The sequence below is a fragment of the Catenovulum maritimum genome, from assembly GCF_001050375.1.
Lineage (GTDB): Bacteria > Pseudomonadota > Gammaproteobacteria > Enterobacterales > Alteromonadaceae > Catenovulum > Catenovulum maritimum.
In genome coordinates this window covers 13,186-37,953 of sequence record NZ_KQ130486.1, presented here as the reverse complement: position 1 = coordinate 37,953, position 24,768 = coordinate 13,186, and the positions used below count along the sequence as shown (strand labels likewise).

The window sequence follows — 24,768 nt, the reverse complement described above, 5'->3', positions numbered from 1 at the left end:
AGTAATGGTCGATGTACAAAACGCACTTGCTGAAATCCAGCGCGGTGCAGAAGAAATATTAGTAGAACAAGAGCTAGTCGAAAAATTAAAAGAGAATCGACCATTAAAAATTAAAGCTGGTTTTGATCCAACAGCGCCTGACTTACATTTAGGCCATACAGTTTTAATCAATAAATTAAGAGCATTTCAGCAATTAGGTCATGAAGTTATCTTTTTGATTGGTGACTTTACTGCCATGATTGGCGACCCTACCGGTAAAAACGTAACTCGTAAGCCATTGTCTAAAGAAGATGTTTTAGCGAATGCTGAAACATACAAAGAACAAGTTTTTAAAATTTTAGATCCAGCTAAAACAACTGTTGTTTTCAATTCAGAGTGGATGGAAAAACTTGGTTCAGCTGGCATGATTAAATTAGCGGCTCGTCAAACAGTTGCTCGTATGCTTGAAAGAGATGACTTCAAAAAACGTTATGCGGGTGGTCAGCCAATTGCGTTACATGAATTTTTATATCCATTAGTTCAAGGTTGGGATTCTGTGGCATTAGAATCTGATGTTGAGCTTGGCGGAACAGACCAAAAATTCAATTTATTAATGGGTCGTGAGTTACAAAAAGAAGAAGGTCAAAAACCTCAAACTGTACTTATGATGCCATTATTAGAAGGTTTAGACGGCGTACAAAAAATGTCTAAGTCGCTAAATAACTACATAGGGATTACGGACGCACCAAACGATATGTTTGGCAAAGTGATGTCGATTTCTGATGAGTTAATGTGGCGCTATTATGATTTATTGAGCTTCCGTCCAATTGATGAAATTGAAGGTTTGAAGCAAGCAATCGAAGAAGGTAAAAACCCAAGAGACGTTAAAATTGAACTAGCGAAAGAGCTAATTGCACGTTTTCACGATGATGCTGCTGCAGAAGCTGCACATCAAGATTTTATCCAGCGTTTCCAGAAAAATGCGATTCCAGATGATATCGACGAAGTGACAATTACAACGGGTGAAAATACGGGTTTAGCTGCTTTATTAAAAGAAGCAGGATTAGTTGCGAGCACAAGTGAAGCTATGCGTATGGTTAAACAAGGTGCTGTTAAAATTGACGGTGAAAAAGTTGCGGACCCTAAATCAGAGGTTGAATTAGGCACGACAGCAGTTTTCCAAGTTGGTAAACGTAAGTTTGCTAAAATAACTTTAGCTTAAGTTATAACTGATAAAACCCAAAGGCCCTGATTTTTCAGGGCTTTTTTTTCTAGTTTATTCCTGATTGATTTTATCTTCTAAAAATTCTATTTGCGAGGTTTGGGTCAGTTGGGTGATTCGACTCGGTCTACCTTCACTATCTAATTCAACTAATCCGATACCTGATTCGTTAACTAAACGCTCACCAGCTGAAGCTGTACTGGGTTTTAACGGCGAAACTCGCATTTTACGACGTTTGGTAAAGGCGTTTAAAGGTGACCATGGTGCATAAACCCAACGATTTAATCTATCTAACCAGTTTAGCAGTTGTTTCGGGAACTGGTTACGCAAGCCGCTACTGGTGATTTGCCAAATATCTGGGCTGTTTTTTCGGCGTTTAATTGATATTTTAGAGACGAAAGAGTAATGCACATCACCAGACAAAATCACAAAATTTTGGGGTGTTTTGGGATGACAAAATAAATTTAAAATGGAGTTTGCACTGCCGTTATGCGCCATCCAGTTTTCGGCATCAACCATTAATGGTTTGCCAAACCAAGTAAAGATCTTTTGTACCGATTCAATTAATTTAACCCCAAATATAGGTGCTGGTGAGACTAAAATCACAGCTTGTTCGCCGATTAAATTTTGTTGTAAATCAGTAATGGCTTCCCAATCCATTAAGCCAGATGGTTTGTTAGGGTTGGACTCTGACCACCACCTTTGAGTTCGAGTATCTAATACAATGAGTTTAGGTTTGGTTTGCCACTCATAATGCCATTGTTCAAACTTGAAGACTTGGTTGATTAGCTCTTGGTGTGCCTGCGAGCCTAAATCATCAAAACTTTGCTGGCTAAGTGTTAAAAGTTGCTCTGGGATCTTGGCTGGTTCATTACCCCAGCCTTGGCAGATTAGGTAGCCGATTAATGCATTGCCTAGGATTCGTCTAGAAAAATCATGCTGCTGAGAATTAGTTTGCCAAGCAGCGGTTAAATTCCAATCATCGGTTACATCATGGTCATCAAACATCATAGCTGTTGGCATATGAGCGAGCAGTCTTCTGACATTGGGTAAGCCTTTTTTAAAACATTCTATGGCTTGTAGTTGCTTATGATATTGTATTTTTTCTGCAGCGCTCAAGCCTGAGGGCATGCTTTGGTCTGTTAATTCCCAAGCTTCAGGTGACCAAGATAATAAGTACATAGACATGACTTCAGCTGCAGAAATCAAATGATTATGAGCGTTATCAGAGGTAAATATCGGCTTTTTCACTCCTTCAAAAAGGGATATTTTAATTTGTGTACTCTCTTTATCTGCCGGTAATATCGCTTCTCTATTGTTGTAAAAAGCTTGGCCGGTGTGAAGGTCTGTTGAATTACTCACTTTAGATGCTGCAAAGGTTTCTTCACTAAATCCAAGTTGGTTGCAAATTTGGTGGGTTGCAACCAACATAGGTGTTGCAACATCATCTGCGTAAATTTGATCGCCAGACATGATGAGTAAGCTAGGCCAATCTTCTGGTTTAGTTAACTGCTGTTGTAAAAATTGATCTGCAATGACTAAGCCATCGCTGGAATCGGCTTTTAGTTCAAAATGTGGTTTTCTACAGGAGCCATGCAGAATTTTCTTAACCTGGCTATGAATAACAAAAGCAGGTTTAGTTTGTTGCGGATAACAGATATCGGGTATTAAATCGGTTAAATAACTCGGGCTATCTGTACTGCCATGGAAAAACTTAAGTTGATATTGAATTAAGCAATCATAGGGCAAGGCTTGTTCTAAACCCAGGTTGATTAGATGAACATGATAGTGCTCAGCCACCTTGATAGAATGGATTGCCCGTTGCTGAGATAAATCGAATCTTAATTTTGAATCATGATAGCAAAGTGCTAACTCAATTTTTACTGGCACAGAGCTAACCAGCCAAATCGTAACTTGATTTGGCGTAATTTTTCTAATTATGGGCCCAGCTAATATTCGTAAGTTATTCTCTTGCAATGCAAATCTTAATTTTAACCAGCGTGGTTATCATCTTAACAAACTATCTAGTTTTTTGGCTATCTCTGTATTATCCATAAAGCCAGAAAATAACTGGCTATGCTTGCCATAGGATAATATTGGGACATCAGCCGCTGTGTGGCCGCCAGAGGTCCAACCCGTGAAGCTTTTTTCATTTATGTACTGTGTTAGTTTTTGCTTAAATTGCTTTTCGTCGCCTGCTTTTTGCAACTTAGTTAACGCTTGTAAGTTTGTCTCTTCTAACTCAAATTGAAAATATTTAGACCAGGTTTTCGCTAAGCTTTTTGCTGAAAATAAGGCTTTACTGGCGACTCTAATGCTCGATTTTGTTTGATCTATATATTGAGTTTGCCACTTATAAACGCCATCAGAACCAATGGATAAGCCACCAGTTTCATGATCTGCTGTGATAACAAGCTGAGTATCTGGGTGGGTATCAACATAATGTTTTGCTATTTTTATCGCTTTGGCAAAATCATTCATTTCAGCCAAAGCACAGGCGATATCATTTGAGTGCCCACACCAGTCGATTTGGCTGCTTTCAACCATCAAGAAAAATTTATTGGTACTCGCTAGCAATGATAGCGCTTTTTCTGTCATATCGGCTAAGCGGTTTGGGTACTCGTCTATTGCCGATGGAAAACCCTTATCGAAATAAATACCCGCGGCAGGTAGTTTGTTAAGCTGATCCAGTTTGGCGTAGTCTGCTTGTGTCTGGTAGCCCAGCTGCTGTAATTCGGCGAGGATATTTCTGTCGTCTCTAATCAAATCTTTAATGCCGCCACCCAGCATTAAATCTAAGATTGGCTGATTATTGATCTTGTTATCAACAATCTGATCGGCAATTTGTGGATATTGTTTACGCAATTCTTGATGAGCGTAAAATGCTGCGGGTGTTGCATGCGTAATTTGAGATGTGACAACAATGGCATTTGTATAATTAAGTTTTTTAGATTTTTCTAAAATGGTTGTAAGTGGTGTTTGGTCAGCTGTTACAGAAATTGCGCCATTGTAACTCTTCACTTGTGTGTTTAATGCCGTTGCTGCAGAGGCGCTATCCGTGATAAATGTGTTATCGTCTGGATGCGTTTTAGCCATTCCTGTCCAAAGTTCATCAAAAATCGTTTGGTCTATTTGTTTGTTTGGGTTCTTTTGTAACCAGTAGCGGTAAGCCGTTAAATAATTAGGCCCCATACCATCGCCTATCATGTAAATAATATTTTGAGATAAAGCAGAAAAAGAGGTAAAAAAAACTAGGCAGATTAAGCAAGCTTTTATTCTTAATAGGTTAAATTGCATCCAAGTGACTCTTGATGTTGAGATGAGCTTATTATGTGGCATTTTTTTAATTTTTAAAATGGAATTAGGTTAAACCGGTATTTTAATTTTAACTGTTTGTTTTTAAATTATTTTTCTTATCAGTATAAATGATTTATATGACGTAATTATTAATAAGCGTATTGGATTAAATGACAGTGGATAAAGATCGGAAAATTTTTTGCAAAAAAACTGCAATATTATTAAGTGATTAGTATTGTGACTGGTGAATAATTGAGCTAATATGAGTGCCATTCAGTAGCTAGGTTGGTTATAGCTGTTGATAAAAATAATAATAATGCGTTGATTTGAAATTTTGGTGCAAAGCGAATGAAAAAAGCTTCTCATGGAGTTAACTTGACAACTATTGCGCTCGTCGTTTTAGTAATGGCTGTTTCTGCGTTATTTAATGCTGCAAACGGTGATTTATCTGAAAATTACGATGAAGCAACAGTCGCGAAGGAAAGCACAAAACAGTAATACCTAAAAAGCCTCATTCGAGGCTTTTTAATTTATGCTCCCGTAATTTGTTTAATCTTATTCAACTTGGGTAACCAAGTGCATAATCGCAAAAAATCCTAGTACGACAACATTGAAGATAAATATTTTTATAAACCCACTTTTACCTTGTTTTAAACTCCAGCCGTTATGATTTAAATATAACCACCATAAGCCAAAGGTGATTAAAGGCAAAAGTGCAAATAATCTAATCATCTCTTATCCTTACAAATTTATTTTTGTTTTATGTTTCGCTAAGTAAATAATGAGCCCTAATGCTGGTAAACCTAACACAGCAGTGCCGATAAAGAAGGCTGTGTAGTCGTATGCTTCGACTGCGAACCCTGAAAAGCCAGCTACAAATTTAGGCAGCAACAACATAGTTGAACTAAATATAGCATATTGTGTTGCTGAAAATTCTTTATTGGTTAAGCCACTTAAAAATGCGATAAAGGCAGCGGTTGCAATACCTGCACTTAAATTGTCAATCGAGATAACGGCAGTCAATAAGGTCAGGTTTGGACCAACCATCGACAAGCTGACAAAGAATACGTTGGTTAAAGCCGCTAATAAACCGCCGACGAATAGTCCGAATAAAGTGCCTTTTTGCTTTAGAATAATACCTCCGATTGCAGCACCTGCTAAGGTCATTATGACCCCATAAACTTTAGCGATAGAGGCAATTTCTGTCTTATTAAAACCTGTATCTATATAAAATGGATTTGCCATAACGCCCATGACAACATCAGAAAGCCGGTAGAGTGAGATGAGACAGATTAGAGGGATTGCAATTTTTCCGTAGCGAATAAAGAAATCTGATACTGGTTGCCAAAATGCGTGAGTAAAATGCTGGATGAAAGTTTTTGCTTTGTTATTTTCTGAACTGGTGACTGCTTCTGGTTCTTTCACTAATAAAGTGGTTAGAAGGCCGGGTAATAATAGAAACGCCATAATTTGATAGGTTTGTTGCCAAGCTTGGTTGCTGTATTCTTCAATACTTGGTGAGAGCCAAGCTGCGATAACTAAGCTACCTGCGCCGGAAACTATCATGGCAATGCGGTAACCGGCTAAATAGGTTGCAGCCATGGCCGCCTGTAAATCGGTTGGCGCAGCATCAATTCGATAGGCATCTATCACTATATCTTGCGTTGCTGAGCTAAATGCCACTACCACAGCGAGTAGAGCAAAAATAAATAGGGATTCCGAAGGGTTAGCGAGACCCATAGCAAACAAGCTTAACATTATGGCGATTTGCGAGGTAAGCATCCAACTTCTTCGTCTGCCAAATAGTTTATTAAGGAGAGGGAGTTTAAATTGGTCGATTAATGGTGACCAAAGGAATTTTATAGCGTAGGCAAGTGCGACCCAACTTAGCATACCGATACTGGCTTTATCGATTCCAGCTTCTCTTAACCAAAAAGAGAGGGTAGAAAAAACGAGAAGTAAGGGTAAACCTGAAGAAAATCCAAGAAAAAACAAACTGACAACTTTGGGGTTGCTATAAACAGATAACCAGCGCATATAATTATAATATAAGGGAAAATAAAGATAGGTTAACAGATTGGGGTAATTTCTAAAGTGATTTTAGTCCGAGATAAAACTTAGCTAAGGTGTATTTGTAGATTTATGGGCGTATTCCTATGCAATCCATAGGAAAACAACCATTGCCGTCGATGTATTCAACGCAAATATTGAGTTCGTTTATCAATAAGGTATCGTTTAGTAGGGTTTCTTTTTCCCAAAAGCTGATTTGGTGAACTAGGTGCCAAAACACTCTTTCTTTTTCTGAGTAGCTTTCGTTTTTTGAAACAGTGACTTGTCCCCATTCTTCCAGCGTATCCCAAATAAAAATATCTAGTTCAGAATAGTCGATAGTTCTAACCAAAAAAGCTCGCACATAGTAAACGAGCTGTTTTGCCTTTAAATCGATAAATTGGTTCACTCTCATAGATAAACAACCTTGCTACAACGTCTACAATTCAGTATAGACGGCAATTACGAGCGTGGTAGTAATGTAACCTTTTTTATTAAAATTGTTTCAACAGGGACATCTGCAGCGCCAAAATCGGGGTTGAAAGCAGTTGCGGCTTCGCCGATTTTTTCTAGCACTTCTTCACCTGATTCGACATAGCCAAAAACACAGTATCCCCAGTTTCGACCAGGGTCTAAGTTTTTGTTATTAGAGAGATTAAAATAAAATTGTCGGGTGGCTGAATGAGGTTTGTTCATTCTTGCCATTGCGATTGTCATTCGACTATTTTTAAGGCCATTACCACTTTCGTTGTATATAGGCTCTTTTGAATCTCTAGGCGTAAAATCAGCTTCGTAACCACCTGCTTGTGCGACAAACTCGCTTACAACTCGATGAAAAACCGTACCGTCATATTCACCCGCCACAGCATAATCTAGAAAATTCTTCACTGTTATCGGGGCTTTAGAACGATTAAGCTCTACGATAAAGTTCCCCATATTTGTTTCAAACTGAACACGAGGGAATAATACATTTTCTTGGGTATCGAGTTTATTATCTGCAGAGTAAGAGAAAAAACTGACTGATAAGCCAATGATAAGTAAAAGTATTTTTTTCATTGTTATAACCTACTAATTTTTAGTGGCCGAAATAATAACAAATTTATCATTGGTTGCTAGTACTTTCACATCGTCAAATATGGTTAGTAATTTTTGGAAATAACCTAGATGTTGGTTTCCGACTAACCTGAGCTCTCCACCTTTACGCAACACTCTTTGCGCATCATTAAACATTTGTAATGCGATATGGTCAGTTATCGTTTTTTGCTGATGAAATGGTGGGTTGCAGATTATGATATCTGCGGACTCATCTTCAGTTTCTGTTAAGCAATCTTGCCAAATGGTCGAAATTTTAATATTAGAATTTTCGAAGCCATTACTATTGAGATTTTTGGTGACTGAGTCTATCGCCATATGGGATTCATCACTAAATATGACTGAGTTCGGTGTTTGGGTTTTTAAAATCGACAAACCTAAAATACCATTACCACAAGCTAAGTCGATTACATCTTTGTTTGCTGTATTTGGGATGTAATCTAGTAAGAAACTAGCACCTAGATCTAAGCTTGAACGGGAGAAAACATTTGAAGCATTATAAATATCAAGCTCATTATGTTGCCACTTTTGCCAAGCTTGAAAGGATGTATACGGAGACTTTTGTTTACCACTAGCTTTAATTGTTCTTGATTTACGTTTGGCTAAACTCACTTCCACATTTTCGAAATAACGATTGAATAACTTAACCACAGATTTATTGATATCCGTCGCTTTGGCAACGGCAATGATCTCCACATCCTGAAATTGGCTCTGATGTGCTTGCTGCAAAATAAATTGTAAAAAATCCAGATTTTTTGGCAGTTTAACTAAAACGAGAGGGTAATTCTTTAATGCTTCAGTGTCTGTTTCTATCTTGACTGGCGCTAGGTTATTTAACTCAATATTTTTAGTTGTTGCTAATTCACTTACTTTGGAGTCTGTGAAGACGCTTGGGCTGATTTGGTTTAAGTGACACGTTACTGCGCCAAAATTGTCATTCACGATTAATGCTGAGTTTAATCTGTCTTTTTCTGCGATGTTGCTTAATACATATTCAGCCAGTAATTTATCTGCCGTATCCCAAGCTTGCAACGGAGAATCGTCGGCCTGTTTTGGAAATCGCCATAAGGTTAATGATTCAGAATCATTGATAGTGTATAGGTGGTTATTTTGCATTTGCTTGTTCCAAAACGTAAAAAAACGATTGTAACAGACTGCACGTAAACCCCAAACATTCATGAAAATTTATTAAGATCAACAGACCTTAAAGATGTCTGCTATATTTATTGAAATTCAAAATATTAGTTATGATTATGAAATATTTGTATAAATTATCCTTATTTGTCGTGTTTTTCAATCTTGTAAGTTGCAGTGATACCAGTGAAAAACTACCAGAATCCGGTGACGCGGTTAAAGTAAAATTTGAGTTGTTATTCGATTCAGTACAAAACAAGCAATTCACACCTAAAGTTAACCTCCAAGCTCAGGGCGTTACTTTAGGTAAAGGCGTCAGTGTCGGCGGACTGCTTAAAATACAAGGCTTTCAATTAACTGAGCTAGCAGATAAAACCTTCTTAGTAAAAAATGTTAATGGCATCATGGTGATTGAATCCATCGAATAACGAGCGACAAATATCCTCCAGTAAATGGAGCTTTGCATTGTAGAGCTCCATCTTCAATATTCTGTAATATTACCCTTATTAAATTAATTTCTTAAAACACTTGATCTTTTGTTATTAAAGTTTCAGAATTTACTGAAACTTTAATATAGATCAAACAATCATGAAATTATCTACAAAAACACAAAGCTTTGTTATGCATTTTGGTGAGATGGGCAGCAAGTGGGGCTTTAACCGAACTGTTGGTCAGATGATTGCACTTATGGTGATCCACGAAAAAGCCTTGAGCGCAGACGAAATAGCCGAAGCTCTATCCATTAGCCGAGGCAATGTCAGTATGGGGATTAAAGAATTGCAATCTTGGCGTTTAGTCCAAGTACAGCATATACCAGGTGATAGAAAAGATTACTACACCACGGTTGGTGATTTATGGCAAATGGCGAGAACTGTGTTTGAGGAGCGAATGAAAAGAGAAGTTGAGCCAACACTTTCTTTATTGAGATCTCAATTAATGGATTCAGCCGACAATGATAAAGAAGCTTACGCTTTGCAACAAATGCAAGAGATACATGATTTGATTGAAATGCTAACTCAGTGGTCTGCTAGCCTGAATTCACTTAAGCCGGAAACCTTACAGTCTGTTATGAAGTTAGGTGCAGGTGTGACTAAAGTTTTAGAGTTTAAAAATAAGTTTTCTAATTCTGAAAAGTAAGTTGGTTATCACCGGCTAAGCCTTCGAATATATACCCAAATTACTTGGGTTGTTTTTATCTCCATGAACAATGGGTAAGCAACTTGGGTATATATTTTATCAATAGGTGGTTGTCATGTTAGATACCTTAGTTCTGTCTCGCATACAGTTTGCGACCAATATTAGTTTTCATATTTTGTTTCCTAGTATTACCATCGCTCTGTGTTGGATTCTGGTTTATTTTAAAATCAGATTTGATATTTCTCAGCATCCAGTTTGGATGCGTGCTTATCGATTTTGGGTCAAAGTTTTTGCTTTAACTTTTGCACTCGGAGTTGTTAGCGGCATCACTATGTCGTTTCAATTTGGCACCAATTGGCCTGGTTTTATGGAAAAAGTCGGCAACATAGCAGGTCCGCTGCTGGGCTATGAAGTGCTAACGGCCTTTTTTCTGGAGGCGACCTTTTTAGGCATAATGTTGTTCGGCTTTAATCGTGTCTCTAGTAAAGTTCATACATTTGCGACTTTTATGGTTGCGGTTGGCACTAGTTTGTCAGCGTTTTGGATACTTGCCCTTAATTCTTGGATGCATACTCCAGCTGGATATGAGTTAAGAGGTGGTGTGGTGTTTCCTACGGATTGGTTTGCTGTTATTTTTAACCCTTCTTTTCCATATAGATTAACTCATGTTGTGATTGCTTCTGGCTTAACCGCTGCTTTCTTTATGCTTGGTATATCTGCTTATCGAATATTAAAAGGGGATACTAAACAAGCACCTAGGGTGACGTTAAAAACTGCTCTGATAATTGCGGCGGTATTAGCGCCTTTACAAGCTTTTGTTGGTGATATGCATGGTTTAAATACACTGGAACATCAGCCCGCTAAAGTCGCTGCCATTGAAGGGGTATGGCAAACTGAAAAAGGTGCGCCGTTACTGTTATTTGCGATTCCAGACCAAACTCTGCAGAAAAATCATTTTGAGTTGGCGATCCCTAAACTTGCTAGTTTAATTTTGACGCATGATTTAGACGGGGAAATTAAGGGGATTAATGAGTTTGGCGATAAACATCCGCCAGTTGCCCCTGTGTTTTGGAGTTTTAGAATTATGTTAGCTGTAGGACTCATGATGCTATTTTCAGCTTGGCTGGGTTGCTATCAGTTGCTTCGCCGAGGCGAGGTGAGTAAGCGAGTTTTACATTTATATGTGTTAATGACATTTGCCGGTTGGGTCGCTGTGTTAGCGGGTTGGTATGTCACAGAGATAGGACGTCAGCCTTATTTAGTCACGGGTATTTTGACCACAGCAGAAGCCGTGACCAAGATAGCGCCAACCAATGTTGCCTTGTCCCTGAGCCTGTATTTATTGATTTATGCTTTTTTAATTATTGCTTATTTGCATACTTTATTTGTCATGGCCAAACGAGCGATTTCGATTGATGAATTTGAAACCCTAGAGCCGCAATTAGCTGGGAATCTAACTCAAGTCGAAAACTTAGAGCAAGGAGTTAAATTATGATTAATCCAGATTGGTTGCCGGTTATTTTTGCTGGCTTAATGGCGCTGGCGATTTTAATGTATGCGATTTTGGATGGTTATGATTTGGGCGTTGGTATTTTGTTGCCGCTAAAAGATTCAGAGCATAACCGCGATACTATGATAGCTTCGATTGGACCATTTTGGGATGCGAACGAAACTTGGCTTGTTTTAGCCGTTGGTTTGCTGCTAATCGCTTTTCCGCATGCTCATAGCATTATTTTGTATCATATGTATCTGCCGACTGCGATTTTGCTTATAGGCCTTATTTTACGCGGTGTTGCGTTTGATTTTAGAGCTAAAGCTGCGATTGATTATAAGCAAAACTGGGACTTTATTTTCAAATTTGGTTCTTGGTTAACCAGTTTTACTCAAGGCTATATGCTGGGTATGTATGTAACAGGATTTGAGCAAAGTCTCTTTACTATACTTTTCTCTGTCTTAACTGGATTCGGGGTGATCGCAGCTTACAGTTTTATTGGCGCAGCTTGGCTTGTCATGAAAACAGAAGGTGAACTACAAGTCTTTGCCATTTTAAAAACTCAGCAAATGGCGAGGTTAACAGCAATTGTTGTTGTACTTATTTCATTGGTCAATGTTTGGCTAAACCCGAGTGTTTATCATAAATGGTTTAGCTACCCCTTAGTGATGTTTGTGCTCTTGATTCCGCTTGCTTGTTTACTGCTTTTTGTTGGTTTGGAAGTTTTGCTCAATCGCTTGCCTAGAGCAAATGATAAGCATGCAGCTGTCCCTTTTATCATTGCTGTCGGTATTTATATTTTATGTTTTTCTGGCCTAGCTTTTAGCTTTTTTCCTGACATAGTGCCGAACCAGTTGACAATATGGCAAGCTGCTAGTGCGCCTGAAGCTCTGAGTTTTATCTTTGTCGGAGCCGTGATTGTTATTCCTGTGATTATTGGTTACACAATATTCTCGTATAAGGTCTTTAGTGGTAAAGCGACTGAACTAAAATATCACTGAAGTAAAAAATAGAGTCCAAATAGAGACCAACTTAATCCTAATAATCCCCAAGCTAGCTTTTGGTTAGCTGGGGCTTTATTGGGATTGGTTGCTGTTATTACATCTTTTTGTTCAGATTTTTGTTTAATCTTTTGTTTTTTCGCTTTATCCGCTTCTCTGGCCTTTGCTTTCTGTTGCTTCTTGTATTCAGCAATCCCTTTTTCGATACCTTGAGCAATTAGTTTTGTTTGTTCTTTCGTCTGCCCTGGTCTTTGCGTCGCTTTTGCAACTCTTTGTGCTTCATTTTGAATTTCTGTTGAGATAGATTGTTTCATATTTTTTCTTATTGTTTGGGTATAAACTAGGGCGCGTAATCTTTGTATTATTCCTGTGCTATTTAAGAAAATTATTCAATAAGCTCGAATTATAATTAAAGATAAACAGGCCTTCGGCTCGCTTAGTTTACATTACTCCCAGTCTTAATACATGTTGGTAAAATGAAAAAGAAATCGACCTGGACAAATTTTCAATACGGACTTGCCATTGCGGTATTGATTTTTATTATATGGATGCTGTTTCAATTGGTTGATTTACCAGATTCAGATATTGAGAAAGATAATTTAGTTTCTGTTGAATCTAGCAACCAAGCCGTGGTTCCAACCGAAATTTTTAATCCATTTGCTTTAGCATCGAGTGCTGAGTGTTCTCCTAACTCTAGATGTCGTACTTTTGAGCAAGCCCAAAAGCCAATTAAGACTCCAGCTAAATCAGTGGCTAAAAAGACAAAAAAACCAGGTAGTTTATTTAATTTAAGCCCAGTTCACCGCTGCGAAATACCCGTTAACGAAGACGCTGTTGCATTAATTAATGAAAATTTTCAGGCGATTGTGTCTGCTGGTGAGACCATTTTCCACCGTAAGTTAGAATTAGAGCCTTTTTTGACCGTCAATCTTGTCTTTACTCATTTACCTAGGGGATTTATCGAGGAGTTTAAAGCAAAGTTGGAGATAATTATGCACAGCTATGAATCTAGCTTTGGCTTGCATTTAACCCAACCAGAAAGCATTAATATTTTAATTCTCCCTAACCGAACTCAATATTTAGATTTAATGGCTAATTTATCTATAGATGCAAGCTATAGCCAAGGTATGTATTTGTATTATGCCAATCATGCTTTTGTGGAAATGAAAGATGAGCAACAAGTGGTGCGTACAGCGCTGCATGAAGCGGTGCACACAATTAATCATTTTTTTGTTGGTTTCACAGCAAGATGGCTTAATGAAGGCTTAGCTGAATATTTTGAAACGATTGTTTTAGCTGAAAATGAATCTAAACCGAATGTTTATTTACTGCCTCAACCAAAGCGGGTTGATGAAATAATGGATGTTAATCAGTTAGCAACGTCAAATCAGCAGTGGAATACCAAGGAAAGAAGCAACTTATATCTTAGCTCCTTTTACACGGCTGCTCATTTGATGAAGTATAGAAGGCAAGCTGATATTTTAGCTCGGCTGCTGCAAGCTGAAGCCAAAGATAAGTGTTCGGCAATGGCGGATAATGAGTATCTGAGTTTGATCGAGCAAGATTACTATCAGCTTCAACCCAGTTTAACTGAATGGTTACAAAGCTTTTTTAATCAGCAACCTTAGCATGTTGTTAAATAGGTTAGTTGATTAAGCTTTAACTAGTTTTATTCGGCTGAATTTATCTTAATTTTAGTGGCTCTTTAGCGAGCTTGTTCTAAGCTATTATTGAATTATTAAAAAAATGAAATATTTGGTGTTATTCATCTTTCTTTATCAATAAGTTATTTTTAAAAAGGATGCAGCATGTTTATTATTTCGCTGACTTATAAACAATCGAATGCTGAAGTTGATAAATATATTGATTCACATCGAATTTTTTTGACAAAGTTTTATGCAGCAGGTGTGTTTATTATGTCTGGGCGTAAGCAGCCTAGAACGGGGGGGATTATTTTAGCTAAGGCTCAAAACTTAGCCAGTTTAGAGCAAATTATTCAACAAGATCCTTTTTACATACATCAGCTTGCCGATTACGAAATTACCGAGTTTTTGCCGTCAAAATCGATTTCCGAGTTAAGTCATTTATTGTTAGAAAGGTAGCAGCAAGCATGTACTTGCTGCTTGTTTTATTTAGCACTTATTCATTAGCAGATGAAAACTCAATGCTGTATTCACCGATTCCTTGGTAACTTACGCTATATTCTTTGTTGATCTCGATTTCGACTACGCCTGCATAAGAGCCTGTTATCATGGCTTGGCCTTTTGCAATATCAATTCCTAATTCGCTCAAGCGGTTTACTAACCAATAAAGCGGTTTTTGTGCTAAGCCATTTGGGTGTTTACCGTCAAAGCTTTGAGTTGTAGTGCCGTCACTAATTTGAATCGCTATTTCAGCTGCATTATAAGCTTGTTCTTTACTGATTTCAGGACCAATAAATAAGCCTTGGTTGACTAAGCAATCAGCTAGTTTTTGTGGAAATTCGACATCTTGATTAAATCTATTATGTAATAGTTCAAGTGCCATATGGCAGCTTTTAATTGAATCATCTATTTCTTGCTCTGTATAGCCACCAGATTTAGCGGGTAAGTCTTTCGCAAAAACAAAGGCTATCTCAGGTTCGATTTTCGCGATTCCATTGGTAGAGACAACAGGGCAGGGGGATTGCTCAAAAGTTGCTGAGGAAAAGATAGGACCTAGTATTTCTTGTTCTGGGCCGATAGGTAATAAACATTTCCAGCCTGAAACCTGGCTATCACTAAGTTTGATTAGTTGACTCTGAACGGCTAAAGCTTGGGCTAAATTTGAGGGTGTTAAGCTAGGGGCTAGAGGCTCAGATGATAGATGATTTTGTCGACGCTTAAGTAGTTCTGTTGCTGCTTGTTCAGGATTAAATTGTGTCATTGTGTATATTCTTATTTGTAAAAAAAAACCAGTTTAAATCGTTAGACTTAAACTGGCTCCTGTTATCGTTTAGATAAACGGCAAATCTTGAAATTGCCTTTTATTTTAACCAGCTTGGTAATTTTGCTTCGTATGTGTCAATGTCGCCAGCAAACTGTAATGTCCAGCCAATTGAATCTAGGCCATTAACTAAACAGTGCTTGTGGAAGTCATTGATAGGGAAGCTGTAAGCTTTACCTGCAACCGTTAAGGTTTGTGCTGGTAAATCTACTTCAAATTTTACATTTGCATCAGCAGTTACAGCTTGGAAAAGTTCTTCAACTTCTGTATCTGATAATTTAATCGGTAAAATTTGGTTGTTCATGCAGTTGCCGTAGAAGATATCAGCAAAGCTGCTTGCCACGACTACATCAAAACCATAGTCTTTAATTGCCCATGGAGCATGTTCACGGCTTGAACCACAACCAAAGTTTTCACGAGATAATAAAACGTTTGAACCTGCATATTCAGGTTTGTTTAACGCGAATTCTGGGTTGTCTTGTGTACCAGCTTCGTCAAGGTAACGCCAATCGTGAAACAAGTGAACGCCAAAACCAGTGCGGTCAACTTTTTGTAAAAATTGTTTAGGTATGATTGCATCTGTATCGACATTTGATTTGTCTAATGGTGCGACTTTACCTGTAATTGTAGTAATACCAGACATTATTTAGCCTCCATTAAATCACGAACATCAACAAAATGACCTTCAACTGCAGCAGCAGCTGCCATAGACGGACTTACTAAGTGGGTACGTCCGCCGCGGCCTTGACGGCCTTCGAAGTTACGGTTTGAGGTTGATGCACAGCGCTCTTCAAAACCTAATTTGTCATCATTCATAGCTAAGCACATAGAGCAGCCAGGCAAACGCCATTCGAATCCAGCTTCAACAAAAATTTTGTCTAAACCTTCTTCTTCAGCTTGTTTTTTAACTTGGCCTGAACCAGGTACAACAATCGCTTCTATACCAGGTTTAACTTGTCGCCCTTTAGCAACTGCTGCCGCATCACGTAAATCTTCAATACGGCTGTTGGTACAAGAACCAATGAATACTTTGTCTACGCTTAAATCTTTTAAAGATTGACCTGCTGTCATCCCCATATAGTCAAGCGCAGCTTGAGCTGAGGCTTTTTCTACTGCATTTGAAAAATCATCTGGAGAAGGGACTGCTTGGTTTACGCCAATTACTTGACCTGGGTTAGTACCCCAAGTAACTTGCGGTTCAATTTCTTCTGCTTTTAAGGTTACAACCGTATCGTATTGTGCATCTGGATCTGATTTTAATGTTTTCCAGTATTCAACTGCTTCAACCCAAGCATCACCTTTAGGTGAGAACTCACGGCCTTCTAAGTAGTCGATAGTCGTTTGATCTGGTGCAACTAAACCAGCTTTACCGCCAGCTTCAATACTCATGTTACATATCGTCATGCGTTGTTCCATAGATAATGCTTCAATCGCACTACCTGTGTATTCCATAACATGACCAGTTGCGCCGTCCATACCGATTTTACCGATAATGGCTAAGATAATATCTTTTGCAGTTACGCCAAATGGCAATACACCATTGACTTCAACTTTCATTGTTTTAGCTGTATTTTGCTTAAGCGTTTGAGTTGCTAAAACATGTTCAACTTCTGATGTACCTATACCGAATGCAAGTGCACCAAAGGCACCATGAGTTGCAGTATGAGAGTCACCACAAACAATCGTTGTACCTGGTAAAGTAATGCCAAGCTCTGGGCCAATAACATGAACTATACCTTGGCGTAAATCACCAACTTTGTATAAAGGCACACCAAATTCTTCGCAGTTTTGCGCTAAAGTTTGCATTTGGATTTGCGCCATAGGGCTGGCAGCATCGACAGCTAATGATTTAGTTGAAACGTTGTGATCCATAGTTGCGAAAGTTTTATGTACCGCTCGAACAGGGCGGTTTTTCTCACGTAAGCCAGAGAAAGCTTGCGGAGAGGTTACTTCGTGTACTAAGTGGCGATCAATATAAATTAAAGGTGTTTCACCTTCTTCTGCGCGAACGATATGCGCATCATAAATTTTTTGATAAAGCGTTTTGCTCATTAGTTACTCCAACTGGCGTTTAACGCCAGTTTTACTCATTTCGATTTGTGTGCTGTTATTAAATTAACTAGCAGACAGTAAGTTAGCGATATAATCACCAACTTGAGAAGTTGTTTTCGCTTGGTCTTTTTTCTCTGGTGCTAATAGTTCACCCGTTAAAATACCATCGTTCAATGTTTTAACAACAGCAGCTTCAATTGCATCTGCAATATCGCCACGGTTGAAGCTAAATCTAAGCATCATAGAAGCAGATAAAATTTGTGCGATAGGGTTAGCAATACCTTTACCCGCGATATCTGGTGCGCTGCCGCCTGCCGGTTCATACATACCAAAGCCTGCTTCGTTAATTGAAGCAGAAGGTAGTAAGCCCATAGAACCTGTGATCATGGCACATTCGTCAGAAATGATGTCGCCCATTAAGTTTGAACATAACATGACATCGAATTGATTCGGGAAACGAATTAACTGCATTGCCGCATTATCTATGTACATGTGCTCAAGTTCTACTTCTGGGTAGTCTTTTGCTACTTCTTCAACAATTTCACGCCATAAAACACTGGTTTGTAGAACATTGGCTTTATCAATTGAATGTACTTTTTTGTTACGCTTCATTGCCGCTTCGAATGCTATGATTGCGATTCGGCGAATTTCACGACGGCTGTAACGCATAGTGTCAAAGCCGAACTCTTCTTCGCCTTCGCCTTCACGGCCTTTTGGTTGGCCAAAGTAAATACCAGACGTTAGCTCACGCACGACAAGCGTGTCAAAACCACTTTTAGCAATATCTTCTCTTAGTGGTGATAGAGCTTCTAAACCTGGGTAAATACGAGCTGGACGTAGGTTACTGAATAAATCAAAGTGACCACGTAAACCTAATAAAGCACAACGCTCTGGCTGTTGTTGAGCTGGTAAGTTAGCCCATTTTGGACCACCGACTGAACCAAATAAAATAGCGTCAGCTGCTTCACATGCTTTAACTGTTGATTCTGGTAGCGCTTCGCCGTGATTATCGATAGCAGCACCACCTACATCATGCGCGTCAAATTCAAACTTAACGTCAAATTTTTGCTCGGCAACATTCAGTACTTTGATTGCTTCTGCCATAACTTCTGGACCGATACCATCACCGGCTAAAACAGCTACTTTCATTGTGTTCTCTGACATTTTTTGATAATTCCTATAATGTTACTTTGCTTTACTTCGAGCTTTGTTCGTTTTGTTTTGCTTGTTTTTGCAATTCTATTTGGTCAGCTCTATAAGTTAAATTTAATACATGGATTAATGCTTGAGCTGAAGCTTCAACTATATCGGTTGAAAGTCCCATACCACGGTATTTTTTACCTTTGTATTTGACCACGATATCGGTTTGAGCTTGTGCGTCTTCACCACCTGTCTTAGCGCCAATTGCATAATCAACCACTTCAACATCTAAATCTAAAATACTTAAAATAGCTCGGTAGGTCGCGTCAACTGGACCATTACCTAAAGCTGAACCTGAAATAATCTCATCGCCAACTTTTAATTTTACGCCAGATGTTGCTGTTTCGTCAGTCCCTGAAACTGCAGCTAAGTAGCTTAATTGATAATGTTGTTTATCCATTTGTTGTTGATTAAAGTACAACAAAGCTTCTAAATCGTAATCAAATACTTGGCCTTTACGATCAGCTAATTTTACAAAACTAGCGTACAACTCGCTTAAATCGTAATCATCTTCGGTGTAACCTAGCACGCCCATACGGTGTTTAATAACATGACGACCGCTGCGTGATGTCATATTTAAATCGTTTGTGCTCTTACCTATGCTCTCTGGTGTAATGATTTCATAAGTATTTTTGGCTTTTAACATACCGTCTTGGTGGATACCTGAAGAATGGCTAAATGCATTCGCACCAACAATCGCTTTGTTAGGCTGAACAGGCATGTTACATAACTGACTGACTAAACGAGAGGTATGGTAAATTTCTTTAGTATTGATATTTGTTGTGACATTAAATAAGTCTTTTCTGGTATTTAATATCATGGCCACTTCTTCAAGTGAACAGTTACCAGCACGTTCACCAATACCGTTTATAGTACATTCAATTTGACGTGCACCGTGTAATACTGCAGCAGTTGAGTTTGCAACGGCTAAGCCTAAATCGTTGTGGCAGTGAACAGAAATAACGGCTTGGTCAATATTAGGCACCTTGTTATATAAGGTTTGAATGATACCGCCAAATTCACTTGGTATGGTATAGCCAACTGTATCAGGAATATTGACTGTAGTTGCGCCTGCTTTAATCGCAGCTTCGACCATGCGACATAAGTTGTCAATTGGTGTACGGCCAGCATCTTCACATGAAAACTCTACATCATCTGTAAATTTACGCGCATATTGTACGGCTTTTGTGCCCATTTCTAATACTTGATCAAAACTACGTTTTAATTTTTGTTCAACATGAATTGTTGAAGTAGAAATGAAAGTATGAATACGAAAACGCTCAGCAACACTTAATGATTGTGCACAGGCGTCTATGTCGCCTTCTACCGCACGAGATAAACCGCATGGAATCGCATGTTTTAAGTTTTGTGCTATGGTTTTTACTGATTCAAAGTCACCTGGGCTAGAAACAGGGAAACCCGCTTCCATTACATCTACACCTAAACGATCAAGTGCTAAGGCGATTTGTAATTTTTCACGCACAGATAAACTCGCAGATAAGGCTTGCTCGCCATCACGCAAAGTGGTGTCAAAAATGATTACTTGATCTGACATAATGTTGCTCCTGTTTTAAATTCGGCTCTATGCTGAGGGTCAGCTACAGCGCGAATCTAACAAAAAACCCGCGCTGGTTAGAGCACGGGTTTTTTGCTTCGAAATCTTTTACTTAGGTTGAGTTAAACTCGAAACAAATCCTCCCGCACTCCATAATGAGTGAGGCTTAGCAGGCTTGTTAAGAGTAATAATGACTTCATTTAGTCCAAATCCTAAGTTTTACCATTGCGTAAAATACGCGTATGGCGGTATTTTCACGAGATTTGATGCCTATGTCAAATTTAATTGTACTAAGCCTCAAAATCCTTAGTTTTCTCTCGAATTTTGGGCTTAATTTCCTTGGTTTGCTGGTTTTGTAACGCTTTGTGTAAATGAAACAGCATTTTGGTTAAGTCATGTAAATTCTGTTTTATCTGGAACTCAATTATCTATCATGAATGAATCGTGAATAAATGGATAAAATAATTAAAAATGCAGTTATTTAAATCATTCAACTCAACTGGAAATTTACTAACCATCTTGGTTTTTGTCTTGGTTATGTGTACGACTGCTTGTTCGGCATTGTTACCTAAAAGTGCTATCTCAAATCAGGCTGATACTAATTCGAGAAAACCTAACTTTGTCTTTATCGCAGTCGATGACTTGAATATATACAATTCAATTTTAGGTGATGAGGCGGGGAGTTTTTTACGCAAAGTTTATCCTGATGATAAGTTGCGTCAGCAAGTCATAGATAAATTAACGCCGAACTTAGCTAAGTTAGCTAAGCAAGGGGTGAGTTTTCGTAATACTTATAGCGCTTCACCTTTATGCGGTCCTTCCAGAACAGCTTTGATGACAGGGGTCCCACCACATATATCTGGTTATTACAAACACGATCGACATTTTAGAGCATATGAAACCTTAACCAATGTCACTACTTTACCTCAGTATCTAAAGCAGCATGGCTACTATACTTCTGGCATAGGTAAAGTGTTTCATAAAGGACGATCCTATTTAGACAGGGGATATTTTAGTGACTGGCCAGATCAATTGTTTTCTTGGGATCATTGGGTTGAACGCAATGTAGGAACCAGTAGCCAAGTTGAAGCGATGATTACTAAGCAGGAGCAGGTATCAAAATATTGGGATAACCCAGGTGACAAAAGTAAAAACTTTAGTCGATTTGGGGTAACAAGCATACCTACTGAATTCTCAAATGACTATGTTAATGCTCAGCATATTGCTCAGCTCATCTTGACGGGCCGCTCCGAGATTAATGATGTTCGCGGCAAAAAGCATAGTGTGACCTTAGCTAATGATAAACCTTATTTTTTAGCTGCCGGTATTTTTGCGCCTCACTTACCTTGGGTGGTTGAGCAAAAATATTATGACATGTTTCCACAATCAGAGATGGCAATAAATAAAGATTTGCTTGCTTGGGTTAGAGCTGATTTAACGGATATGTCAAAACATGGGCAAAAGATGACTGCTAGTACTCATTTTACTGATTTGCTTGATTATGGTGTCAGTTTGGATGGTCAAACAGGGGATGTAAATGCGTGGAAAGCCATATTCCAAGCTTATTTGGCTACAGTCGCATACGCCGATAGCACCATAGGTGTGTTATTGGATGCCATTAATCGCAATCCTCAAAAAGATAATACAGTTGTTGTGCTGTGGAGCGACCATGGTTATCACTTGGGTGATAAAAATTGGACGGGTAAAACTAGTCTGTGGGAGGCAGCGAACAGGGCTAATCTAATTATTGCGGATCCAAGGCAGCCAGGCCAGCATGGAAAACAAGTTAATGCGCCTGTTAGCTTACAGGATATTTACCCCAGTATTATGGCGATGGCTGAGCTACCTAAAAATCAGGCTGTGTATGGATACGATTTAACGCCATTAGTTAAAGATGTAAATACTCAGTGGACTAAAGCTGTCCTTAATACTTTCCAGCAAGGTAACCACGCGTTAAGGACTAATGAGTATAGATACATACGTTTTCGCAACGGTGATCAAGAGTTATATAATTTAATTCAAGACCCGCTTGAATTAACTAATTTAGCGAATCGTCCGGATTATAAAATACGCCTTAAACAATTCTCGGGATTATTAGATAGAGAGTTAAAGCGTAAGCCTAACGATTTTTAACTGTTAACTGATGAGCTAGGCTATAAAATTTTCAGCCGATAGATAAAATAAAGGCTTATCCATTTGATAAGCCTTTGCTTGTATTAAACTAGATGAAACTAGTCCGGTTTGTGTTGTAATACAAATTCCTGAAGTTGATTGGATGGCAGTGCTTTAGCGTAAAGGAAACCTTGTACTTCCTCACATCCCATATTCACAAGTCGATTTTCCTGTTCTAGGTTTTCGACTCCTTCTGCAATTGTATGTAGACCGAGTTTTTGCCCAAGCGACAAAACTGTTTCTACAATAACTTCACCATTTTTATGCTGCATATCATTAATAAATGCACGGTCAACTTTCATTCGGTCAAGTGGCAATTTATGTAGATAGCTTAGTGATGAGAAGCCAGTACCAAAATCATCCAATGCAACTTGAATACCTTCCGCTTTTAATAAGTTAAGGGCATCAATGACAGTTTGAGGGTTGTTCATCAGTACAGATTCGGTAATTTCTAATTCAATATGAACAGGATCTATACCGAATCGCTTTATCGTATCTATGGTTGTTAGTACAAATTTAGGATCTTTAAACTGAGCCATAGAAACATTAATTGAAATTCTTACTTTAGTTAAACCTTTTTCTTCAAGCTGTTTTAACTGGCGACAAGACTCTTCTATGACCCAAGTGCCTATGTCTACGATTAGACCTGAATACTCAGCTAAAGGAACGAAAACTTCTGGAGATATCATATCACCATTGGCTTTCGGCCAGCGCAGTAAAGCTTCAAAACCAATTATTTGATGCGAGTTAATCGCAAGTTGCGGTTGAAACCAAACTTGCAGGCGATTGGCAGCAAAATCTTCTTGTAGTTGGTGAACCATACCAAGCCGCCAAGCTGTTTTTTGCTCCATTACATCAGAGTATACGGCATATTTTAGTTGAACATTTTGCTTGGCTTGATTAAGCGCAATATCCGCATGTTTCAATACATCAAGGCCTGTTTTCTCAACTGTACTTCTGTGACAAAAACCCATATTAAAATTAACAGACATTCTTTGTTCTGTAACTCTGAGTGGGTAGCTAAATAAGTCTAAAATTTGTTCAGGATTGACGAGTAACTGGTGGCCAATAATGCCAAATACATCGGGGCTTACTCTGGCAAGGATACAACTGTTACCAAATTTTTCTTGCAGTCTTTGGGCACAGGCTTTGAGTAATTCATTGCCCATTTCCTGGCCTAAGCCGTCATTGATATCGGCAAAGTGCACTATATCTAATAAAGCGACTACATCGCCTAAACTGTTATCTTTTATATATTTGTCTAAGTGCCGGGTAAAATTGGTTCGGTTAAAAAGTTGAGTTAATTTATCTGTATAGGCCGCTTCTTTAATCTTTTGGAACAGGCTTACATTCTCAAGGCTGACGGCTATATTGGCTAAAAAGATATCTAGCATTTGTTCTGAAAGTTCGGTTTGCTCAAAACTTTCATCTAAATAAATTACTGCCTTTGATTTACTGCCTTTAATATAGAAAGCAGAATCAGGGCCAGTTAAAAGATGAGTTTTCGAATTGAACACTTTAGAAACTTGGTTAATGATTCGTCCATTGTCTAAATTTTCTAAATTAACTTGAGCGAGGTTTTCAAATTCACCTATACCTGTTAATACTTTATTACAAAGTTTGGAGTCGTCATCCAGACTTTGAACACAAATAATCCCATTCGCTTGGATGCCGAGTAGAGCATTGGTTTGATGTAAAACGGTTTGGCCAAATACTTGTGGTTGTTGCTGTCGTTGGATTTCCGAGCCAGCATCGATTATTTTTTCAAGCTGATATTTGCTTTTGTTGATTATGCGTATTTGTTCGTAACCACGTATAGCAGATATTAGAGTCGTTACTAGCTTGCTACGTGTTAACTCCGTTTTTGTTTTGTAATCATTAATGTCATAGGTTTGAACTACTTTTTCTTCAGGAGCATAACCAGGTTGACCTGTTCTGAGTATGATTCGAACATCATTTTGTCCGAGTTCTTCTCTAATATATTTAACCGCGTCTAGACCAGCATTTTCATGCTCCATTACAACATCCATTAGGATAACTGCAATATCAGGGTTTTGTTTTACGTAGTTAATCGATTCTTCACCAGAATAGGCGTGGCCGAAATAGAGGTCTTTATTTAAAGCTTTTAACCCAGACAAGGCGAGTTGGGTAACTGAATGAATTTCTGCGTCATCATCGACAATTAAAATATGCCAACTCTTTGCAGGATCTTGTTCCACATGAATATCTAATGAATCGTCATCATCATCGGCAAAAAGAAGTACATCGTCAAAACTACTTAGGCTCATAATGTTCCTGATGGATTTAAACTTGAAGTTTTAATAACCAAAGAACTTGAAAAATAACTAACAGTATCCTTTGAGTTATTATCTTATTGTAATGATAGTGCCTTGTTTAATGATTGGCTAATAAAAACAAGGCT

23 protein-coding genes are annotated in these 24,768 nt (G+C 38.4%); 9 read left to right on the top strand and 14 right to left on the bottom strand.

Annotated elements, in window-relative coordinates; all coding sequences use genetic code 11:
- Positions 1-4 precede the first annotated feature (4 nt).
- Entirely contained in the window at positions 5-1,201 is a 1,197-nt protein-coding gene (tyrS, locus tag XM47_RS06695; protein WP_048691016.1) for a tyrosine--tRNA ligase, read from the top strand.
- Positions 1,202-1,255: 54 nt separating this feature from the next.
- Here tyrS and XM47_RS06690 read toward each other — a convergent pair whose 3' ends face one another.
- Positions 1,256-3,178 (bottom strand): metallophosphoesterase family protein, encoded by a 1,923-nt coding sequence (locus XM47_RS06690; protein ID WP_048691015.1) that lies wholly within the window; start codon positions 3,176-3,178, stop codon positions 1,256-1,258.
- Positions 3,179-3,208: 30 nt separating this feature from the next.
- Complete coding sequence (locus XM47_RS06685; RefSeq protein ID WP_245623435.1) at positions 3,209-4,540, bottom strand: alkaline phosphatase; 1,332 nt, start codon at positions 4,538-4,540, stop codon at positions 3,209-3,211.
- 306 nt (positions 4,541-4,846) lie between these two features.
- Here XM47_RS06685 and XM47_RS19100 point away from each other — a divergent pair, with 306 nt between their 5' ends.
- A complete protein-coding gene (locus XM47_RS19100; protein ID WP_154665746.1) occupies positions 4,847-4,996 on the top strand; it encodes a hypothetical protein in 150 nt (49 codons plus the stop codon).
- Between the two features lie 57 nt (positions 4,997-5,053).
- Here the strand turns inward: XM47_RS19100 and XM47_RS19180 are convergent, their stop codons facing one another.
- The 5 genes from XM47_RS19180 to XM47_RS06660 form a co-directional block, all read right to left on the bottom strand.
- Positions 5,054-5,230, bottom strand: coding sequence for a hypothetical protein (locus tag XM47_RS19180; RefSeq protein WP_048691013.1), 177 nt, complete (start codon positions 5,228-5,230; stop codon positions 5,054-5,056).
- Positions 5,231-5,239: 9 nt separating this feature from the next.
- Positions 5,240-6,493, bottom strand: coding sequence for an AmpG family muropeptide MFS transporter (locus XM47_RS06675; protein WP_245623434.1), 1,254 nt, complete (start codon positions 6,491-6,493; stop codon positions 5,240-5,242).
- 145 nt (positions 6,494-6,638) lie between these two features.
- On the bottom strand, positions 6,639-6,962 hold the full coding sequence (locus tag XM47_RS06670) for a hypothetical protein (RefSeq protein WP_048691008.1): 324 nt from the start codon (positions 6,960-6,962) through the stop codon (positions 6,639-6,641).
- Positions 6,963-7,009: 47 nt separating this feature from the next.
- Positions 7,010-7,603, bottom strand: a complete 594-nt coding sequence (locus XM47_RS06665) for a peptidylprolyl isomerase (RefSeq protein WP_048691006.1) — start codon at positions 7,601-7,603, stop codon at positions 7,010-7,012.
- 12 nt (positions 7,604-7,615) lie between these two features.
- Positions 7,616-8,755 (bottom strand): methyltransferase, encoded by a 1,140-nt coding sequence (locus XM47_RS06660; RefSeq protein ID WP_048691264.1) that lies wholly within the window; start codon positions 8,753-8,755, stop codon positions 7,616-7,618.
- Between the two features lie 137 nt (positions 8,756-8,892).
- On the opposite strand from XM47_RS06660, the gene XM47_RS06655 reads away from it, so the two are divergent.
- The 4 genes from XM47_RS06655 to cydB all read left to right on the top strand — a co-directional run bounded on the left by XM47_RS06655 (position 8,893) and on the right by cydB (position 12,403).
- Positions 8,893-9,201 carry a hypothetical protein gene (locus tag XM47_RS06655; protein ID WP_048691004.1) on the top strand — a complete coding sequence of 103 codons (309 nt, stop codon included), beginning with the start codon at positions 8,893-8,895 and terminating at the stop codon, positions 9,199-9,201.
- Between the two features lie 160 nt (positions 9,202-9,361).
- Entirely contained in the window at positions 9,362-9,910 is a 549-nt protein-coding gene (locus tag XM47_RS06650; RefSeq protein WP_048691000.1) for a GbsR/MarR family transcriptional regulator, read from the top strand.
- Between the two features lie 115 nt (positions 9,911-10,025).
- On the top strand, positions 10,026-11,405 hold the full coding sequence (locus XM47_RS06645; RefSeq protein WP_048690999.1) for a cytochrome ubiquinol oxidase subunit I: 1,380 nt from the start codon (positions 10,026-10,028) through the stop codon (positions 11,403-11,405).
- The gene (cydB, locus tag XM47_RS06640) at positions 11,402-12,403 is read left to right on the top strand and encodes a cytochrome d ubiquinol oxidase subunit II (protein WP_048690996.1); all 1,002 of its coding nucleotides are present in this window, start codon (positions 11,402-11,404) and stop codon (positions 12,401-12,403) included. The genes XM47_RS06645 and cydB overlap by 4 nt, the downstream gene beginning before the upstream one ends.
- Here the strand turns inward: cydB and XM47_RS06635 are convergent.
- Complete coding sequence (locus XM47_RS06635) at positions 12,397-12,717, bottom strand: DUF2956 domain-containing protein (RefSeq protein WP_149865473.1); 321 nt, start codon at positions 12,715-12,717, stop codon at positions 12,397-12,399. The two genes, cydB and XM47_RS06635, sit on opposite strands and share 7 nt — an antisense overlap.
- A gap of 162 nt (positions 12,718-12,879) precedes the next feature.
- On the opposite strand from XM47_RS06635, the gene XM47_RS06630 reads away from it, so the two are divergent.
- Positions 12,880-14,031 (top strand): hypothetical protein, encoded by a 1,152-nt coding sequence (locus XM47_RS06630; RefSeq protein ID WP_048690991.1) that lies wholly within the window; start codon positions 12,880-12,882, stop codon positions 14,029-14,031.
- A 180-nt stretch (positions 14,032-14,211) separates the two neighbouring features.
- A complete protein-coding gene (locus tag XM47_RS06625; RefSeq protein WP_048690989.1) occupies positions 14,212-14,505 on the top strand; it encodes a YciI family protein in 294 nt (97 codons plus the stop codon).
- A 37-nt stretch (positions 14,506-14,542) separates the two neighbouring features.
- On the opposite strand, the gene XM47_RS06620 is transcribed toward XM47_RS06625, so the two are convergent.
- The 5 genes from XM47_RS06620 to leuA form a co-directional block, all read right to left on the bottom strand.
- Entirely contained in the window at positions 14,543-15,307 is a 765-nt protein-coding gene (locus tag XM47_RS06620; protein ID WP_048690987.1) for a hypothetical protein, read from the bottom strand.
- A gap of 100 nt (positions 15,308-15,407) precedes the next feature.
- On the bottom strand, positions 15,408-16,010 hold the full coding sequence (gene leuD, locus XM47_RS06615; RefSeq protein WP_048690985.1) for a 3-isopropylmalate dehydratase small subunit: 603 nt from the start codon (positions 16,008-16,010) through the stop codon (positions 15,408-15,410).
- Entirely contained in the window at positions 16,010-17,419 is a 1,410-nt protein-coding gene (gene leuC / locus XM47_RS06610; RefSeq protein ID WP_048690983.1) for a 3-isopropylmalate dehydratase large subunit, read from the bottom strand. Before leuC ends, leuD begins: the two co-directional genes overlap by 1 nt.
- Before the next feature lie 63 nt (positions 17,420-17,482).
- Positions 17,483-18,583 (bottom strand): 3-isopropylmalate dehydrogenase, encoded by a 1,101-nt coding sequence (leuB, locus tag XM47_RS06605; protein ID WP_048690982.1) that lies wholly within the window; start codon positions 18,581-18,583, stop codon positions 17,483-17,485.
- Positions 18,584-18,614: 31 nt separating this feature from the next.
- The gene (leuA, locus tag XM47_RS06600) at positions 18,615-20,174 is read right to left on the bottom strand and encodes a 2-isopropylmalate synthase (protein WP_048690980.1); all 1,560 of its coding nucleotides are present in this window, start codon (positions 20,172-20,174) and stop codon (positions 18,615-18,617) included.
- A 471-nt stretch (positions 20,175-20,645) separates the two neighbouring features.
- On the opposite strand from leuA, the gene XM47_RS06595 reads away from it, so the two are divergent.
- A complete protein-coding gene (locus XM47_RS06595) occupies positions 20,646-22,307 on the top strand; it encodes a sulfatase (RefSeq protein WP_048690978.1) in 1,662 nt (553 codons plus the stop codon).
- 98 nt (positions 22,308-22,405) lie between these two features.
- Here the strand turns inward: XM47_RS06595 and XM47_RS06590 are convergent, their stop codons facing one another.
- Positions 22,406-24,634, bottom strand: coding sequence for a bifunctional diguanylate cyclase/phosphodiesterase (locus XM47_RS06590; RefSeq protein ID WP_048690976.1), 2,229 nt, complete (start codon positions 24,632-24,634; stop codon positions 22,406-22,408).
- Positions 24,635-24,768 lie beyond the last annotated feature (134 nt).